The 18,830-nt window shown below is 33.6% G+C and carries 15 protein-coding genes and 2 pseudogenes; 14 read left to right on the forward strand and 3 right to left on the reverse strand.

What is annotated here, in order from left to right; genetic code table 11:
- Positions 1-51 precede the first annotated feature (51 nt).
- The 5 genes and pseudogenes from ACFVRR_RS16275 to ACFVRR_RS16295 all read left to right on the forward strand — a co-directional run.
- Positions 52-1,440 carry a sigma-54 interaction domain-containing protein gene (locus ACFVRR_RS16275; protein WP_387330577.1) on the forward strand — a complete coding sequence of 463 codons (1,389 nt, stop codon included), beginning with the start codon at positions 52-54 and terminating at the stop codon, positions 1,438-1,440.
- Positions 1,441-1,694: 254 nt separating this feature from the next.
- Positions 1,695-3,125, forward strand: coding sequence for a lysine 2,3-aminomutase (gene kamA, locus ACFVRR_RS16280; RefSeq protein WP_387330580.1), 1,431 nt, complete (start codon positions 1,695-1,697; stop codon positions 3,123-3,125).
- Complete coding sequence (locus ACFVRR_RS16285) at positions 3,125-3,403, forward strand: YokU family protein (protein WP_387330705.1); 279 nt, start codon at positions 3,125-3,127, stop codon at positions 3,401-3,403. The genes kamA and ACFVRR_RS16285 overlap by 1 nt, the downstream gene beginning before the upstream one ends.
- Positions 3,404-3,532: 129 nt before the next feature.
- Positions 3,533-5,011, forward strand: a complete 1,479-nt coding sequence (locus ACFVRR_RS16290) for an amino acid permease (protein WP_387330583.1) — start codon at positions 3,533-3,535, stop codon at positions 5,009-5,011.
- Positions 5,012-5,192: 181 nt separating this feature from the next.
- A pseudogene (locus ACFVRR_RS16295) lies at positions 5,193-5,857 on the forward strand (family 1 glycosylhydrolase); the annotation flags it as partial.
- 144 nt (positions 5,858-6,001) lie between these two features.
- On the opposite strand, the gene ACFVRR_RS16300 reads toward ACFVRR_RS16295, so the two are convergent.
- Positions 6,002-7,435, reverse strand: a complete 1,434-nt coding sequence (locus tag ACFVRR_RS16300) for an APC family permease (protein WP_387330586.1) — start codon at positions 7,433-7,435, stop codon at positions 6,002-6,004.
- 508 nt (positions 7,436-7,943) lie between these two features.
- Here ACFVRR_RS16300 and ACFVRR_RS16305 point away from each other — a divergent pair.
- From ACFVRR_RS16305 to ACFVRR_RS16320, 4 genes are all read left to right on the forward strand, one after another.
- Entirely contained in the window at positions 7,944-9,044 is a 1,101-nt protein-coding gene (locus ACFVRR_RS16305) for an ABC transporter substrate-binding protein (protein WP_387330589.1), read from the forward strand.
- A gap of 62 nt (positions 9,045-9,106) precedes the next feature.
- Positions 9,107-10,033, forward strand: coding sequence for an ABC transporter permease (locus tag ACFVRR_RS16310; RefSeq protein ID WP_387330592.1), 927 nt, complete (start codon positions 9,107-9,109; stop codon positions 10,031-10,033).
- Positions 10,034-10,037: 4 nt separating this feature from the next.
- Complete coding sequence (locus tag ACFVRR_RS16315) at positions 10,038-10,832, forward strand: ABC transporter permease (protein ID WP_387330595.1); 795 nt, start codon at positions 10,038-10,040, stop codon at positions 10,830-10,832.
- The gene (locus ACFVRR_RS16320) at positions 10,832-11,875 is read left to right on the forward strand and encodes an ABC transporter ATP-binding protein (protein ID WP_387330598.1); all 1,044 of its coding nucleotides are present in this window, start codon (positions 10,832-10,834) and stop codon (positions 11,873-11,875) included. The genes ACFVRR_RS16315 and ACFVRR_RS16320 overlap by 1 nt, the downstream gene beginning before the upstream one ends.
- Before the next feature lie 193 nt (positions 11,876-12,068).
- Here the strand turns inward: ACFVRR_RS16320 and ACFVRR_RS16325 are convergent.
- Positions 12,069-12,182, reverse strand: a pseudogene (locus tag ACFVRR_RS16325) (agmatinase); the annotation flags it as partial.
- A gap of 397 nt (positions 12,183-12,579) precedes the next feature.
- On the opposite strand from ACFVRR_RS16325, the gene ACFVRR_RS16330 reads away from it, so the two are divergent.
- The 5 genes from ACFVRR_RS16330 to ACFVRR_RS16350 all read left to right on the forward strand — a co-directional run bounded on the left by ACFVRR_RS16330 (position 12,580) and on the right by ACFVRR_RS16350 (position 18,615).
- Complete coding sequence (locus ACFVRR_RS16330) at positions 12,580-13,917, forward strand: APC family permease (protein ID WP_387330601.1); 1,338 nt, start codon at positions 12,580-12,582, stop codon at positions 13,915-13,917.
- 363 nt (positions 13,918-14,280) lie between these two features.
- Positions 14,281-15,579: a Glu/Leu/Phe/Val family dehydrogenase gene (locus ACFVRR_RS16335; protein WP_387330604.1), complete on the forward strand. Its 1,299-nt coding sequence runs from the start codon at positions 14,281-14,283 to the stop codon at positions 15,577-15,579.
- A 20-nt stretch (positions 15,580-15,599) separates the two neighbouring features.
- Positions 15,600-15,884: an SAV0927 family protein gene (locus ACFVRR_RS16340; RefSeq protein ID WP_097973124.1), complete on the forward strand. Its 285-nt coding sequence runs from the start codon at positions 15,600-15,602 to the stop codon at positions 15,882-15,884.
- 117 nt (positions 15,885-16,001) lie between these two features.
- Positions 16,002-16,250 carry a biotin/lipoyl attachment domain-containing protein gene (locus ACFVRR_RS16345; RefSeq protein WP_387330608.1) on the forward strand — a complete coding sequence of 83 codons (249 nt, stop codon included), beginning with the start codon at positions 16,002-16,004 and terminating at the stop codon, positions 16,248-16,250.
- Positions 16,251-16,482: 232 nt separating this feature from the next.
- A complete protein-coding gene (locus ACFVRR_RS16350; protein ID WP_387330611.1) occupies positions 16,483-18,615 on the forward strand; it encodes a sigma 54-interacting transcriptional regulator in 2,133 nt (710 codons plus the stop codon).
- 24 nt (positions 18,616-18,639) lie between these two features.
- Here ACFVRR_RS16350 and ACFVRR_RS16355 read toward each other — a convergent pair whose 3' ends face one another.
- Entirely contained in the window at positions 18,640-18,774 is a 135-nt protein-coding gene (locus tag ACFVRR_RS16355; protein WP_387330614.1) for a hypothetical protein, read from the reverse strand.
- Positions 18,775-18,830 lie beyond the last annotated feature (56 nt).

Below are 18,830 nucleotides of genomic sequence, written 5' to 3' on the forward strand. Positions count from 1 at the left end.
AAAATGAGCGTCGAATTGCCAAGTTTTCGGCAGTGAAAGGATGGTTATGAAATGAACGCAACAATTCCAACTAATGAAATGATTAGTGCCATATTAAATAGTATCGATGAATCAATACACGCAGTCGACAAAAATGGAATGACTATATTTTATAATCAAGTTGCGGCTGACCATGACGGTGTTTCAGTTGAAGAGGTTCTGGGAAAGCATGTACTAGAAGCTTTCCCTTCTTTAACGAAAGAAACAAGTACCTTATTGAAAGTACTAGAAACAAAGCAAGCGATTATTCAACAGCCTCAACGCTATGAAAATATTAAAGGCCATTTTATTGATACAGTTAACACGACAATTCCAATTATTTTGGATGATCAATTGATCGGTGCGGTTGAAATTGCAAAGGATTATTCTACAATTAAAACGCTTGGTGAGAAGGTTTTAGACTTACAAGCGAGAATTAAACCGCAAGTGAAAAAAGGAAAAGCTAAACAAATTCACTCATATACGATCTCAGATATATTAACGGATGACCCTGCATTAATAGCCGTTAAAAATCAAGTAGAAAAGGTCGCAAATGCAGACTCTGCAGTACTGGTAGTTGGTGAAACTGGAACTGGAAAAGAACTTTTCGTACAGTCAATTCACCATTGTTCAAATAGAAGTGAAGGCCCTTTTATTGCACAAAACTGTGCTGCTTTACCAGAATCATTATTGGAAAGTATACTGTTTGGTACGACAAAGGGTAGTTATACGGGAGCGATAGATCGAGCAGGGTTATTTGAACTTGCAGATGGTGGAAGCTTGTTTTTAGATGAACTAAACTCAATGCCATTAGAGCTTCAAGCCAAGCTATTAAGAGTACTAGAGGATGGAGTTGTTCGCCGGATAGGTGATTCAAAGACTCGTAAAGTTAATGTAAGGGTAATCGCTGCCATTAATGAATCACCTTTAGATTGCGTTCAGAACGGTATCATGCGACCGGATTTATATTATCGTTTAAATGTGTTTTCTTTGTTCATACCACCGTTAAGAGAGAGGAATTATGATATCGAGCTACTCACGTCTCATTTTGTTGAGCAATTTAATGAACGTTTCTCAAAGAATATTCGAAATGTAGAACATACTGTATTTGAGTTATTCCACCAATATAATTGGCCTGGTAATGTCCGAGAACTAAAGCATACGATTGAGCATGCTATGATTATGGTAGAAGGGCATACTCTTACGGTTAAACATCTACCGATTCAACTACAACATATTAAGAAAAGTACTGAAACAAAAGGAGTTCAGCCTTTACGTACCGCGATGCAGGAAATGGAAATTTCACTTATTAAACAAGCATTGCTACAAACGAATTCTAATATTCAACAAGCTGCAGCGCTGCTTGAAATACCTAGGCAAACTCTTCAATATAAGATTCAAAAGTTAAATATTGTAGTATAAACTACTTTTTAATCTTTAAAAAAATCTAGTTTTAGCACTTCATTCAATAGCCAAGCCGCCTAATTTTAGGCGGTTTTATTATTTTTGATTCATCTTGGGAAGATCCCAACTTAAGATTTTAACTTTAAAAAATAAAAAAACAGGCTGAATAGTTTGAATTTTCTATATTTGTGGCGTATTTATTAAATAATTGTAAATTTTTGGCACGGCTCTTGCTATATATTAAAACAAACAGTTTGAAAGGGGATGTAAGTATGGTAAATGCAGTCTATGCTCCAAAAAGACATTGGAAAGAAGTTGAATTATGGAAAGATGTAACAGAGGAACAATGGAATGATTGGGTTTGGCAACTTACAAATACCATCAAATCATTGGATGAGTTAAAGCAAATAATTAACCTCACGCCTGACGAAGAAGATGGGGTACGAATTGCGACAAAAACAATTCCACTAAACATTACCCCATATTATGCATCGTTAATGAATCCGGATGACCCACGTTGTCCAGTTCGTATGCAATCAGTTCCGATCTCTGCGGAGATTCATAAAACTAAGTATGATTTAGAGGACCCTCTTCATGAGGATGAAGATTCTCCTGTTCCAGGTTTAACACATCGTTATCCAGATCGTGTCCTATTTTTAGTAACAAATCAATGCTCAATGTACTGTCGTTACTGTACTAGACGTCGCTTCTCAGGACAAATTGGAATGGGAGTGCCAAAGAAACAGCTTGATGCTGCTATTAATTACATTAGCAAAAATCCTCAAGTGCGTGATGTACTTATTTCAGGTGGAGACGGTCTTTTAATTAACGATAATATTTTAGAGTATATTTTAAAAAATTTACGTGAAATTCCACATGTGGAAATTATCCGTATTGGTACAAGGGCACCTGTAGTATTCCCACAACGTATTACTGAAAATCTTTGTAATATCTTAAAAAAATATCATCCAGTTTGGTTAAATACTCACTTTAATACTTCAATTGAAATTACAGAGGAGTCGAAACGAGCTTGCGAAATGCTTGCAAATGCTGGTGTACCGTTAGGAAACCAAGCTGTAATCTTGGCTGGAATTAACGACAGTGTACCAATTATGAAAAAGCTAATGCATGATTTAGTTAAAATTCGTGTTCGCCCGTATTATATTTACCAATGTGATTTATCAGAAGGTATTGGACACTTCCGTGCACCTGTTTCAAAAGGTTTAGAAATTATGGAAGGATTGCGCGGCCATACTTCTGGATATGCAGTACCAACATTTGTAGTAGACGCACCGGGTGGCGGAGGAAAAATTTCTCTTCAACCAAATTACTTAATTTCTCAAAGTGCTGATAAAGTTGTTCTTCGTAATTTTGAAGGTGTAATTACTACTTATCCGGAACCACAAAATTACGTACCAGGTAGAGCAGAAGCATACTTTAAAGAAATTTATCCTAATATGGATGAAAAACGTTCCAATGCAGGAATCGCGGGATTAATGAATGAAACAAAATTCAATCTCGTACCAGAAGGTTTACAACGTATGGAAGTTCGTAAAACATATGCAACAAACCCAGAGCATGCTTCTTTGAAAGATAAGCGTGATAAACGCGACGAATTAAAAGAAAAGAAATTCCAAGCACAGCTTACAAAAATCCAAGTTAGTGAAAAGCTAGTAGGAAGTGCGCAAGGAGACACTGAATGATGAAATGTCAGTGGTGTGAATCAGCTAATATAGTTGAATCAACAAATACGGTCTACTGGGAACTTCCTGATGGTACGAAGGCAATTGAGATTAAAGAAACACCATGTATCATTTGCTTAGATTGTAAAATAACATATCAAACAGATGATACTGTTGGTGCAATTGAGGAGCAATTATACTTAATTAACACAAAGCAGCTTGGTAAAACAACTTCATATAATGAGTTGATCGAGCAACAAAGATTATTAAAAAGGAATTATTTTGACTTTTCCAAATAAGAAATGAGAAGCGACTATTCGCTTCTCATTTTCTCTAATGTTCAAACTTCCCTTCCTAAACATCCAATGGACATTTGAAAAAAGCAGAAAATTATCGAATCCAAAAAACGACTGAAAAGGAGTATTTTAATGAAAAATACGGTAAACACAATTACAGTCATTGATTCTGAGAATCATATTCCTTCTATACCTCATGAGTTAAAGCGTGGATTAAAACCCCGTCATATTACAATGATTTCACTAGGAGGAACAATTGGAACAGGTCTATTTTTGGCAAGTGGAGGTGCAATCCATAATGCTGGACCAGGTGGTGTTCTTTCGGCATATATCGCGATTGGAATAATGGTGTACTTTTTAATGACAAGCCTTGCTGAGATGGCTACATATATGCCAGTTGCCGGATCTTTTAGTACATACGCAACAAAATTCGTTGATCCTGCACTTGGTTTTGCACTTGGTTGGAATTACTGGTATAACTGGGCAATTACGATAGCAGCTGAATTAGCTGCAGTTACAATGGTTATGAAATTCTGGTTACCACATACTTCCTCACTCTTATGGAGTTCATTATTTTTAGTTATTATCTTTCTGTTAAACTATCTGTCTGTTAAAGGGTTTGGGGAATCTGAATACTGGTTTTCTATTATAAAAGTTGTTACTGTAATTATTTTTTTAATTTCGGGATTTTTAATGATTTTTGGCATTATTGGTGGAGAAGCAGTAGGATTTAAAAACTTTACAGTTGGTGATGCTCCTTTTCATGGAGGATTCATGGCGACACTTGGAATCTTTATGGCAGCTGGATTTTCTTTCCAAGGGACCGAGTTATTAGGGGTAGCAGCTGGGGAGAGCGAGGAGCCAGAGCGAAATATTCCTCGTGCGGCTCGCCAAATATTTTGGCGTATTTTATTATTTTACGTATTATCTGTATTTGTAATAGGTCTACTAATACCCTATACAAATCATAATCTAGCAAGTGGAGATGTAGCTGTTAGTCCATTTACGCTAGTTTTTGATAAGGCTGGCATTGCATTTGCAGCGTCTGTAATGAATGCAGTAATCTTAACGGCGGTTTTATCAGCTGGAAACTCAGGAATGTATGCCTCAGCTCGAATGCTGTGGGATATGGCTCGTCAAGGGAAAGCTCCAAAAGCATTAGGTAGATTAAATAAAAGGGGTGTACCTGTTAATGCATTAATCCTTACAGCGGCAGTCGGTACATTAGCATTTTTAGCTTCACTATTCGGTGATGGAGTTGTTTATGTTTGGTTACTGAATGCTTCAGGTATGTCTGGTTTTATTGCTTGGCTTGGTATAGCAATTTGTCATTATCGATTCCGTAAAGCCTACGTAGCACAAGGGAAGGATTTAAATGACCTACCGTATAAAGCAAAATGGTTCCCATTCGGACCAATATTTGCTTTCGTACTATGTGGGGTCGTTATTCTTGGACAAAACTATTCAGCATTTATGGGCAAAGCAATTGACTGGAACGGTGTACTTGTTTCATATATAGGTTTGCCATTATTCCTTGTTTTATGGATTGGATATAAACTAATAAAAAGAACGAAAATTGTTCAGCTCAATGAGTGTGATTTGGAGAAGTGAGCGAGAAAGACATATTTTTAATTGATAAAAAGAGATCGTTTTTAATTGAATAGTAATTGTTTAGGGATGTAATTCTTATTAGAATTAGCATCTCTATTTTTTTCTGAAAATTCGGTACCCTTTATATTTTAAATCTGATATAGATCGAAGAAGTTCTAAGTTAAAAGCTACTGTTTAAAAACTACAAGAATCTCGCCTTTGGAATAACTACTGTGGTGATGTTCAAGTTAGGGGAGCATATCCAGCATTTGCAAAACGCTTCTGGAAAGAAAATGATATCAATTTAGATATTCAAGATGGTGATTTAGAAATCATTAAGGAAGGTAAAGTTGATTTCATTTCGCTAAGCTACTACATGTCACGCACTGAGAAAAACATAAAACGAACGAAGAAAATAGCCAAGGTAATTTAGTAGGTGGCGTTAAAAATCCATTTTTAAAAGAAAGTGACTGGGGATGGGAAATCGATCCAACTGGTCTTCGCATTGGATTAAATCAATTATATGACCACTACCAAAAACCACTATTCATCGTAGAAAATGGTCTTGGAGCATACGATCAAATCGAAGAAGATGGTTCGATTAACGATGATTACCGTATTGATTACCTACTTAGTCATATTGAGGCAATCGGTGAAGCAATCGAGGATGGTGTCGAACTGATTGGTTACACTCCATGGGAATGCATTGACTTAGTAAGTGCGTCTACAGGTGAAATGTCTAAACGATACGGCTTTATTTATGTAGACAAACAAGATGATGGAAGCGGAATTTTAGAGCGCAAAAAGAAAAAATCATTTTACTGGTACCAAAATGTTATTCAATCTAATGGGGAACAACTTGATTAATTAAAGATATAAGAAATAACGTACATATTTGTAAATGAATATGTACGTTATTTTTATAACATTAAAGCTAGATTACTAATCTAATATTGTTAAGTAATAAAAAGCCGATCTCCCATATAAGGAGCATCGGCTTTATTTTTTCTTTTACGCATCTAAATCCTTCTCTAAATTAATACCAATTTTACCTTCTTGTATTCTAGATCTGAATACAGCCCAATAAATAACAATTCCAGCAAGAAATAAATAAAGTATAACCTTAGTAGTTGGTAAGAAATCTTTTGGAAGTGTTAAAATGCCAACTTCAAATACTAACCAAATAATTGCAAGAATCGTAACAGGTAGTCGCCATTTTCCTAACTTAAAACCATCTGTATCTGGTAAGGTCTTAATTTTAGTAGCGTATGCGATTACAGTAATTAAGTAAATTATGGCTGGAAGTGCCGCAGAAGTACCTATTAATAAAGATAGTTTCCCAAAATAAAATACAGCAATTATACCTAATGCGGAAACTAAAATAATCGCATTGTACGGTACATTATGTTTTTTATCTACCTTTTTAAACACATTTGAAGCGAAAAACACATTGTCTCTTGAAAGAGCATAAATAAGTCGAGAAGCAGAAGCCATAATGATTAATCCGCAAGCAAAAATTGACACAATAACTAATGCAAGGAAGAAATCAGCAACTGCAGTGCCCAAACGTGATTGTAAAATATCAGAAATAGGGGAAGCAGATGTCATGATACTATTAATATCTTTTATTCCCGAAGTAACAATGATTAAGAAAACAAATCCAATTACACCTGCAAGTAACATTGAGTAAACGATGGCCTTAGGTACGGTTTTATTAGCATCCACTGTTTCTTCTGCTAAATTTGCCGCAGCTTCAAAGCCTACTAATGTATAAGAGCCCATTACGACTGATAGTACAAATGCTGTTAAATAGCTTCCATTTGAGCCAACCTTGTGAGCAGTGTAAGTTAATAATGAAAAATCTGCTCCTTTGAAAAATAAGACAAAACTTAAAATAATAATAATGCCTATAAATCCGATTACTTCTGTATAAACAGCTGAATTATTAATGATTGTAGCAATCCTTACTCCGTAAATATTTAATAATGCTTGTATAACGATTGTAATGATCACGACGGTTGTAAGAACTGTAGTAGTACTCTTAATACCAATTAAATCAAGAAAAATTGGTGCTACACCATAATCAACAGTAGGTACAACAATAATTAAGTAACATAAAGCTGCCCAACCTGTAAACCAACCAAATCCCCGATTCGTTAAACGGCTAACCCATTGGTATACATAGCCACTTAAAGGAATTTTGCTCGATAAGTCTGCAAATATTAATGCTACAAGTAAATGTCCCACCATGACAAATGGCCATGTCCAAATTCCAGCGGGTCCGGCTGCTCCTAAAGCAAGACTATAAGAGCTAAAAATACCAGTTGTAATTGAGATAAACGAGAACGCAACTGCAAATGAACTGAAAAATTTTAATGATCGCTGTAATTCCTGTTTGTAGTTAAAAGATTGTAAAGCATCTGAATCAGTACCTTGTTTACTCATAAATCATCTCCTCCGAATCAAAAGTTTAATTAACAGAATATTCTTATAATAAAACTTGTAGTTAGTCCAAAAGGTTTAACTACAAGTTTTATTATAGATAAAGTCAGTAATCCACCAATTCTAGAAAATAGTGAATTAATTAATGCAACGTGCTATAAAAAATATTTCATAAATTCAACAATGCAAATTCCATGCCAGTACAAAAATGTGGCAAATAGATGGGATTAAGTAGTATAGAGGATTTAAGTTTATGAAGATTTGAATAACATATGCAAAATTGAATAATTAATCATCTGAAAAGTAAGCAGCGATAGAGTTAAAAATAGTCTTTTTATCAGTGATATCCGAAGAATATGGAGTAAGAGCGGCTCAGTGCTTCATTTTAATCAATTTATAATAATTGGCATAAAACTTGCAATTTTAATTTATTGAATATTCAAAAATTATGGCGTAATAGTCTTAATTCTAACGCGCCTAATTTTATAAACAAATATTAGGGAGGCACTGTATGTTTAAAAGACGTAAGCTTGCTACTTTATTAATGGGAGTTGTTGCATCATCATTGATGATCACAGCATGTGGAAAGGATAGCCAAACAACAGGTAGTAATGAAAAAGGTGCAAAAACACTAAATTTATTAACTTGGGAAGGCTATGCAGATCCAGAATTTACAAAAGGATTTGAAGAAAAATATGATGTGAAAATTAATGCTACATACTTTGGCTCTAGTGACGAATTATTAGCAAAATTAAAGTCAGGTGGTGGTGATACATACGATATTATTTCTCCTTCATCTGATGTAGCATCTATTTTAGTAGATTCAGGTCTAGTCGAAGATATAGATACAAGTAAAATTGAAAATTACAGTAATTTAAATGAGCGTTTACGTTCACTAAAGGATGTATTGAAAGATGGAAAAACATATGGAGTGCCTTTTACTTGGGGACCTGATTATTTAATTTATGATGCTGACGTGGTTAAAGAAGAACCAAAATCATGGAGTACATTCTGGGATCCTCAATATAAAGGGAAAGTATCCGTTTGGGACGATATTTCAAATATTTATTTAACTGGACAAATTATGGGTCTAGATAAAAGTGATGAAAGTACTATTTACAATATGTCAGAAAAGCAGCTTCAAGATGCAAAGAAAAAATTATTAGAACTGAAACCAAACATCCGAAAGTATTGGGCGACAGCAGGTGAATTAAACGATTTATTTGCCAATAAAGAAGTTGTTATGGCAGTTGGATGGCCTCTGACAATTGCCGAAGTGAATGCAAAAGGTCGAAATCTAAAATGGACAATTCCGAGTGAAGGAGCAACTGGGTGGATTGACCGGCTTATGGTTGTAAAAGGATCAAAACATAAAGAGTTAGCCGAAAAATATTTAAACTATATCACTACGCCTGAAGCCCAAGCAAAAGTTGCTAAAGTGACAACTTATGGAATTGCAAATCCAAAGGCAGCACAATTTATGGACAAAGCATTAATAGAACAAACTTACGTTAACAACATGGATGATATGTTCTCGAAACTAAACTTCTGGCAACCTGTAAAGGAACGTAATCGTTATAACGAGATTTGGACAGAAGTTAAAACTCAGTAATGTAAGAAGAGGGTTACTACAAAGTAACCCTTTTTTGAAATACGCAAATCGGGAGGCAGAAGATGGAAGTAGTTCAAGAAAAAGTAGCGGTTGTACTTAAAAAGAAAAAGAAACGATTAAGATTACTAGTTTTAATTGCATTTATTCCAACAATTATTTGGTTATTTTTATTTCTTATCTTACCTTACATCAATTTGTTTATTTATAGTTTTTGGCAGGCAGGACCTATCAATATTATTAAAGAATTTTCGACTGCAAATTATACTAAATTTTTTACTGCAACTACAGGCGCACGCGCGCCTTTTTCAATACTTTTAGATACTCTTTATTTAGCAGGAACAGTAACATTTTTTACAATTCTATTAAGCTATCCTTTAGCTTACTATATTAACTTTCGAGTGACGAAATATAAGCGTTTTATTTATATGCTGGTTATTATTCCACTTTGGATTAGTTATATTGTTAGAGCGTATTCATGGAAAATTATTTTGGGTACAAATGGAATCCTAAATTCTTTATTAATGTACTTACATATTATTGATAAGCCACTGGAATTTTTCTTATACAGTAAGATATCGGTAATTATAGGAATGGTACATATTTATACACCTTTTGTGTTGATGCCGATCTATACCATTCTTGAACAAATACCTAGAAACTTAATTGAAGCTTCAAAGGATTTAGGTGGAAATCGATTCCAATCATTTTTTAAAATTATTTTTCCTCTATCACTACCTGGTGTAATTGCAGGAGGTACATTTGCATTTGTTTTATCGATGGGGGATTTTTTAGCACCCTCATTATTGGGTGGCCCTGATAGTAATACAATGATTGCAAATTTAGTGCAGTTGCAATTTGGTACATCAAATAACTGGCCTTATGGCTCAGCTATTGGTGTAATCATATTTATTCTTGTATTAATCGTACTAGATTTAACTGGACGAGCTGAAAAAAAATATTCTGCAATGGATTCAAAGGAAGTGAGGTAACTAAATGACAAAGAGATTTTCATTTTTAAACAGTGCAATTTTTATAATGGCAATGCTTGTTCTACTTTTTCTTTATTTACCTCTAATTGTTGTGACAATTTACTCATTCAACCCTGATAGTGTTAATAGTTTTCCTATGAGTGGCTTTTCACTAAAATGGTATCAAGTTATGGCTAATAATGAAGCTCTTATTGAGTCGCTAAAGAATTCAATAACCGTTGCCTTAGTTAGTACATTTTTGGCAATTTGTTTAGGATTACCTGGAGCATTTTTAGTAGATCGTTTTAATTTTCCAGGTAAAAAATTATTCGAAAGAGTTGTATTATTACCGTTAATGCTACCAGGTATTTTAACTGGAGTAGCGTTATTAAACTTTTTCCAAGAGATTGGTATTCGTCCATCTATGTTTGCTGTTATTATCGGTCATACAACATTTTTGATAGCTGTAATAATGACTCAAGTTTATTCAAGATTAAAACGGTTGGACAAAAATCTAGAACAAGCTTCATATGATCTTGGAGCCACTAAAGTCCAAACATTCTTTTATATTATTTTACCATCAATTTCTACTTCTCTTATTGGAGCTGCCATGCTCGCATTCACTTTATCACTAGATGAAATACCTGTTACATTCTTTCTAAATGGAGTCTTTTCTACTTTACCTTTACAAATTTGGGGGATGACTAGGAACGGAATTACACCAGAAGTAAATGCTATTTCAACAGTGGTCTTTTTTGCATCGCTTGTATTTATTATTATTTCAACTACATTAACTAAAGAGGAAGGAAGACGAGTTTAATGGAAAAAATCATTCGTTTAAAAAATATTAATAAATCATATGGTACGAATCATATAGTAAAAGATTTGTCATTAGATGTTTATAAAGGTGAGTTTTTAACATTATTAGGTCCAAGCGGATGTGGAAAAACGACTACGTTAAGAATGATTGGAGGATTCGAAGCTCCAAATTTTGGCCAGGTTTTCATAAATGAAAAAGATGTAACGAGCATTCCTCCAAATAAGCGCGATGTTAATACTGTCTTTCAAAATTATGCATTATTTCCACATATGACTGTTAATGAAAATATTGAATATGGAATGAGAATGAAAAAAATTAAAAAAAATGAGCGTTTAGAAAGAGTTAATAAAATATTAAAAATGGTACAAATGGAAAGCTTTGCAAATAGGAAGCCAAAGGAAATGTCGGGTGGACAACAACAACGTATTGCTGTTGCGAGGGCAATTGTGAATAATCCCTCAGTCCTCTTGTTGGATGAACCATTAGGTGCATTGGACTTAAAATTGCGTAAAGAAATGCAACTAGAATTAAAGCATTTGCAAAAATCATTAGGTATGACGTTTATATATGTTACACATGATCAAGAGGAAGCTTTAACGATGAGTGATCGAATTGCCGTTATGAAAGACGGCCAAATCGATCAACTAGATACACCCGAAACTATATATAATAATCCTAAAACAGTATTTATAGCTGATTTCATTGGGGAAACTAATTTACTAAAAGGTAAAGTTTCCAGTATTCAAGGCAGTGATGCCATTATAGAATTATTTGGACACAAATTTAGGGCTAATAAAAATGATAATTTTAAACTTGAAGAGCATGTAAATATTTCGATTCGACCTGAAAATTTAACTTTATCCATGGAGGATTCATACTTTAAAGGAACTGTAAAAGAAGTCTTATTTGCAGGCTCAGTTCGAAAGCTTGTGGTAGATATTCATAAAGGAGAAGAAATTGTATTACTTATTAATGATAGTAAATATTCTCCAGGAGAAGAAGTAGGAATTACTTGGAAGCAAACCCCTGTTGTAATTGGCTGAAAAGAATTTCCACAACAAGATATTTTACTTGAGATTGAAAGGATAGACATTTAATTCTATCCTTTTTTGTTTTTGTAGAAATAATTAAGTAGTTGATTGTTTCAATGCTACTAATTTTGCAAAAGCATGAATAATTGTTGCAGCTAATAGCGATGTAATTTGAGTAGGATCATATGGAGTTTAAAGGTTAAAGATATGGCATCCAAATGATTGCTAGCTTAATATTTTCACGAGATGAAGGCAAACGCATAAATGTACCTGATGTACAAAATTCTGGTTTAATTTCAGGGGATAAATGATATTGCATTCTAAATACCTCCATACTTTTATTTAATTTAGACATAACTAAATTCATGCCAGTTTTTTAAGTGAGGTAATCATGAATTTGCATTGAATATAGGCATTCATAAATATGAGGGTTTGAATAATGTATGCAAGATTGAATAATACATAAATGAGTATTTAACTCTGTTTCTGTGGAATAGAGTCTCTTTTTATAATTGATGATAATAATTTCAAAGCAATAGTAGCTGTTCTTTATAACGTTTACAAAAAATTAATATTTTGGCATAAAACTTGCAGTTCTAAAAAAGACTTATTTAAATATTCAAAAAAAGGAGGTTTCTGTCGGAAAAGTAAGAATTATAAGGAAGTAGTAATTTTGGTGTAAGCGCTTAATCTAAAAAACGAAGGGGATATGATAGGTGGAAAATAAAACACAGTTAAAAAGATCCTTAAAGTTATGGCAAGTAGTTATGATGGGGTTAGCCTATATGACCCCTATGGTTGTTTTCGACACATTTGGAATTGTATCTGATGTAACTAATGGTCACGTACCAACTGCATATATAGTAGCTCTAATAGGAATGTTATTTACAGCTGTTAGCTACGGCAAGTTAGTAAGAGTATTTCCTGAAGCTGGGTCTGCATACACATACACCCAAAAAGCGATTAGTGGTCACTTAGGTTTTCTAGTTGGCTGGTCATCATTACTAGATTACTTGTTCCTACCTATGGTAAATGCTTTATTAACGAAAATTTACTTAAATGCACTTTTTCCAAATGTTCCAACCTGGATATGGGTAGTTGGGTTTGTAGGACTAGTTACTTTCTTAAACTTAAGAAGTATAAATATGCTGGCGAACTTCAATACCTTCTTTGTATTAGTCCAACTTGTGATTATGGTTGTCTTTATCATTCTAGTTGTTCAAGGATTACATCACGGAGAAGGATACGGCGGATTCAGTATTAAACCACTTTTTAATGCCGGAATGCATTTTGGTACATTAGTAACCGGTGCAACAATCCTTTGCTTCTCATTTTTAGGATTTGATGCTGTTTCTACTTTATCAGAAGAAGCAATAAACCCTGCAAAAACAATTCCTAAAGCAATCCTTTACACAGCTCTTTGGGGAGGCGTAATCTTCACGGTTACATCATTTTTCATTCAATTATACTATCCAGATATATCTAGATTTAAGCATCCTGATGCTGCGTCACCAGAGATCGCACTTTATGTAGGCGGTAAATTATTTCAATCAATTTTCTTATGCATTACTTTTATTAATACACTTGCTTCTGCATTGGCGTCACATGCGAGTGTCTCACGTTTGTTATTTGTAATGGGGCGTGACAAAGTTTTCCCAGATAAATGGTTCGGATTTGTTCACCCAAAATGGAAAACACCAGCATTTAACGTAATTTTTGTTGGGGTGATTTCGTTATCAGCAATCTTTTTCAACCTGGTAACAGCCACTTCATTAATTAACTTCGGAGCATTAATGGCATTTACTTTTGTTAATTTATCAGTCATTAACCATTTTTTCATTAGAGGAAAGCAAAGATCATTCAAAGGCTTCTTTTCTTACTTGCTTTTGCCTTTAATTGGAGCTGCATCTGTAGCAATCCTATGGTTTAACATTGAAAAAAGCTCACTAATAATGGGAACAGTTTGGTTCGTCGTTGGATTACTATATCTAATTTATCTAACTAAAGCATTCCAAATCGCACCTCCTAAATATGAAGAAGAAGCTGCTGTGTAGTAAACCACAATGAAGAAAGGTCACAAGGAAATTTACCCCTTGTGGCCTCTTTATGTTTGAATCTACTTTGGAATTTTTGTCCACATTTCCCTTTTCCATGATAGTGAGTAATTCAATTTTGAATAATGATTAATGCAAAATTGAATAATTCATGCATTCAATCATATTTTCACTAAAGGACCATTTAGGCTAATGAAGGACAAAAACACTAAAAAGGATCTTTCAAAAAAATAGATGAAAGTCTTGTAATTGCCTTTCTAATAAGCCTTTGTCTATTTTATCACTTCACAAAATAATGATATGAATTCAAGTTGGCACAGGAATTGCTATTAAATTTTTAAAATAACTAATGAGGTGTAGAAAATGAGTTCAAATTTAACCGGAGTAGAACAAAATGAAACGAGTAGTGAACAGGTAGAAATAGATGATTCCCTCCAGGAGTTTAGAGAAACGTTAAATGAAGCAATCGGAATAATGAACTACCCGAGTCAAGTATTTGATTTCCTTAAAACACCAATGCGATTTTTAGAATTTAGTATTCCCGTTCAAATGGATAATGGTGAGACAAAAGTATTTCAAGGATATCGAGCTCAACATAACGATGCACTAGGACCTACAAAAGGTGGAATCAGATTTCATCCTGATGTAACACCAGAGGAAGTAAAAGCATTAGCTGGATGGATGAGTTTAAAGTGTAGTATTACTGATTTACCTTATGGGGGAGCAAAAGGTGGGGTTGTTTGTGACCCAAGACTATTAAGTATGAATGAGCTAGAAAAATTAAGTAGAGGTTATGTAAGAGCTGTTAGCCAAATTGTAGGACCTACTAAAGATATTCCAGCGCCTGATATGTATACAAACGCACAAGTAATGGCTTGGATGCTAGATGAATATGACCATATTAGAGAGTTTGATTCACCAAGCTTTATTACTGGTAAACCTATAACTTTAGGGGGGTCAGTAGGTCGTGAGACGGCAACTTCAAAAGGAGTATTTTATGCTCTTGAGTTAATTAGTGAAATACAGAAAATCGAGATTAAAAATATGAAGGTTATTATTCAAGGATTTGGAAATGTTGGTAGTTACTTAGCACAATACTTACATGAAGCTGGAGCTAAGGTTGTTGGAGTTTCAGATGTACTCGGAGCAATTTATGATCCAAAAGGTTTAGACATTCCATATCTATTAGACAATCGCGATTCATTTGGAGTTGTGTCTAACCTATTTAAACATGCGATTTCAAATCAAGAGTTATTAGAAAAAGAATGTGATGTCTTAATTCCAGCAGCAATAAGTGGGGTTATTAACAACCGTAATGCGGATAAATTGAAATGCAAGATTGTTGTTGAAGCAGCAAATGGACCGACTACTAAAGAAGCCCTAGAAATTCTTGATCAAAAAGAAATTTTAGTCGTTCCTGATATTTTAGCTAACTCAGGTGGAGTTGTTGTTTCATATTTTGAATGGTGTCAAAATATGCAAGGTTATTATTGGACTGAGAGTATTGTAGATGAGAGATTAAAAGAAAAAATGACAGATAGCTTTTTAAAGGTTTATAAAACATCACAAAAATATAATGTAAACATGAAAATAGCAGCTTATATCGAAGGAATTCGTAAAATCGCTGAAGCTTGTCGCTTGAGAGGTTGGGTAAAATACTAAAACAAAAGGAGAGATCTAGAATGATTGATATTATTTCTGAATCAACGGAAAGACAGCTTGTACACCATTATTGTTTATTAACGCAGAACAATCGTTATGATTTATCAATTGCCTTTTCAAGCCACTTTTATGGAAAATCAATGGTTACATCCATTCAATCTAGTAAAATGGCATTATTATGTTTAGAAGATCTTTATTCTGAACATTATTGGGCTCCTAAATTAGGTATTGCTGAAGAGGATATTTTAGAAATCCAAAATTTCTTTAGCATGGTTTTACCATCAAAACACATTTGCGAGTTATAATACCAGGAATTATTTTTAAAGAAGGATTGATGATTGGCGAGCTTAAAGACAAATGCGAATCACTATCTTCGTTGCAAATCTAAACATTCTTAATGTGCAAAAAAAGGAGTGAGTTTTATGTATTATGGAGTCATTGTCAGTGACTACCATGGAACAGTAGAAGGGACTGCTATTCAGAAAGACTCGAGAATTTATGAATGGGAGCCTTTATTCTTTATTAAAACTACAGATGGATTTACAAAAGTTATTCATCAAGGAATTAGTGGTGAAATTGTTTCATTGGAGGTCTCAATTGGAGACAAGATAGTTCCTGGAATGGTTCTTGCGTATGTTAAAGAGGATTTGTTTGTGACCGCTAGCGATTGAGTAAAGTGTGATTAAGATTTCTAAGATTACAAATAACAACCTTGATTCAATTAACGCGTTCTCTTTTCTAACAAATAAAGGGTGTCTCTGGTCAAATAGACTTAAGAGACTGCCCTTTCTTTTTGTTTGTGTTAAATAGATTAGTAAATTATAATTTTAGATTTTTATGATAAATTAAAAAATTCTGCTAAAATAGGAATGTAGTATGGTTTAGACATAAGGGGGGAAAGAAATGTTATCAATAAATGAGAAGCAAATTAGACCAGTCATCACAATAGATGTCGATCAATTTAAAGAAAATGATGAAATTGATTTATCCAATATAAATGAACCCTTTTTATTCTTACGTAAGCAAAATCAGATTTTTGGTTATGTTCAATTAAATAATATTATTCAAAGTAATAATAAAAAGAAAAATATAGAAATTTCAAAGATTACTAGTTCTTCTCAATCAATAAATAGTGTTAGTCGCTTAAGTGAGCAAATTTCAATAACTACTCTTTTTCAAATTATTGGAGAACCGATCTCGATTGTAAAAGAAGAGGAAGATATGCCAATTGGTTACATACTTCGTGAAGATATATTAGCGGAGCTTTTCAAACAAGAAAATAAAAGTGTGGATTTATTAAAGAGCATTTTAACGTCGATACCGATGGGAACATTTGTAGTAGATAAAAATAAAGTTATTGTGAATTGCAATGATGCTGGGTTGAAAATGATTAAATCAACATTAGAAAAAGTAATTAATACAAAAGCAGAAACTATATTCAGCGGCGAACAAGTCGATAATGTATTTGCTACAGGTAAAACAATTCTTAATCAGATTCAAATAAGTGACGATATGGGTGTTCTTGTTGATTATAGCCCGATTTTCGTTGATAACGAGGTTGAAGGAGTTGTCATTGTTGTACAAGATCTCCCAATGGTTGAAGAAATGGCTTCCGAAATTGAATATGTAAAAGATTTAAATAAAGATCTAAATGCCATTTTATCGAGTATTTATGATGAAATACTTGTAGTAAATCGCAAGGGTGAGCTAATCCGTTACAGTGAAAATATAATTCCAGGATTTTGGAATGTAGATTTAAAGGAACTACTTGGAAAGAGTATTTTAGAATTCGGAAACCAAGGACTTTTTACGCCTTCTGTTACAAAACTAGTTTTAGAAAAAAAGAAGAAAGTCTCAATTGTTCAAGAAACAATTAATGGACGTAAAGTACTTGCGGTAGGAAATCCAGTTTTTGATGAGAATATGGAAATTGAACGTATTATTATTGCTTCTAGAGATATTACAGAAACTTCACGCCTAAAGACGGAACTAAAAGAAATGAAGAAGATTTCTGAGCAATATAAAAAGGAGCTTGAAGATATAAAGAGCAAGGATCGTTTTGTCAAAAAGCTGATTTACTGTAGTCCAAAAATGGAGCAAATCATTAATCAAGCGAAAAAAATTGCTGATTTTTCTTCCACTGTGTTACTGCATGGAGAGTCTGGTGTAGGGAAGGAAGTAATTGCACAGGCTATCCATCAATTAGGAAACCGCTCTGCAAAACCGTTTTTAAAATTAAATTGCGGTGCAATACCTGAAAATCTTCTGGAAAGTGAGCTTTTTGGCTATATTAAAGGGGCGTTTACAGGAGCAGATCAAAATAAGGACGGCTATTTTAAGCAAGCAGATGAAGGCGTTTTATTTTTAGATGAGATAGGTGAAATGCCATTGCATTTACAAGTAAAACTGCTTAGGGTCCTTCAAGAACAAGAAGTAATTCCAGTTGGAAGTACAAAGCCAATTAAAGTAAATGTACAAATTATTGCAGCTACAAATAAAAGATTAGAAAAAATGGTTGAAGAACGTACATTTAGGGAGGATTTGTATTATCGCTTAAATGTTATACCTTTAAATATTCCACCATTAAGAGAAAGAATTGAAGATATCTCATTATTAGCTTTCCATTTTTTACAGCAATTAAATGAAAAATATAATAAGAGTTTTCATCTTACACCAGATGCAATTAACGTATTAGAATTTTATTCTTGGCCAGGTAATGTCAGAGAACTTCAAAACATCATAGAAAGATTAGTCGTCTCTGCTGAAGATCAAATTATTAATGCAGAGGATGTTAATCAATTCTTACCAAATAGCTATGATTTTAATAAATCTAAACCAGTCATTAATAAAGTAATTCCTCTCCAAGAAGCGATTGATTATGTTGAAGAGCAACTTATTGTGCTTGCGATGAAGCAATATAAAACAACAACGAAGGCTGCTCAAGTGTTAGGCATTAGTCAGTCCTCGGTTAGTCGCAAGTATCAAAAAATAATGAATGAAAAGAATATGAATAGTGACTTTATGTCATTTAATTAGAAAAAACGCACAGGGTGCGTTTTTTTATTTCTCTAAATCCCCTATATTTTCAACTTTACTATTAATTACTTCAGTCATACTAACTTGATCCCTCGAGAGACTAAATGCCATGAATATGATGATGAGACCAACCGCAATGCATGTTCCTGCAAGCAACATAATAATTCCTCCTTTCATGGTGTTCTAGCCTATGCAATGAATTTTCTTAATATGTC

This window comes from Gottfriedia sp. NPDC057948 (genome assembly GCF_042887255.1).
Classification (GTDB): domain Bacteria; phylum Bacillota; class Bacilli; order Bacillales; family Bacillaceae_G; genus Gottfriedia.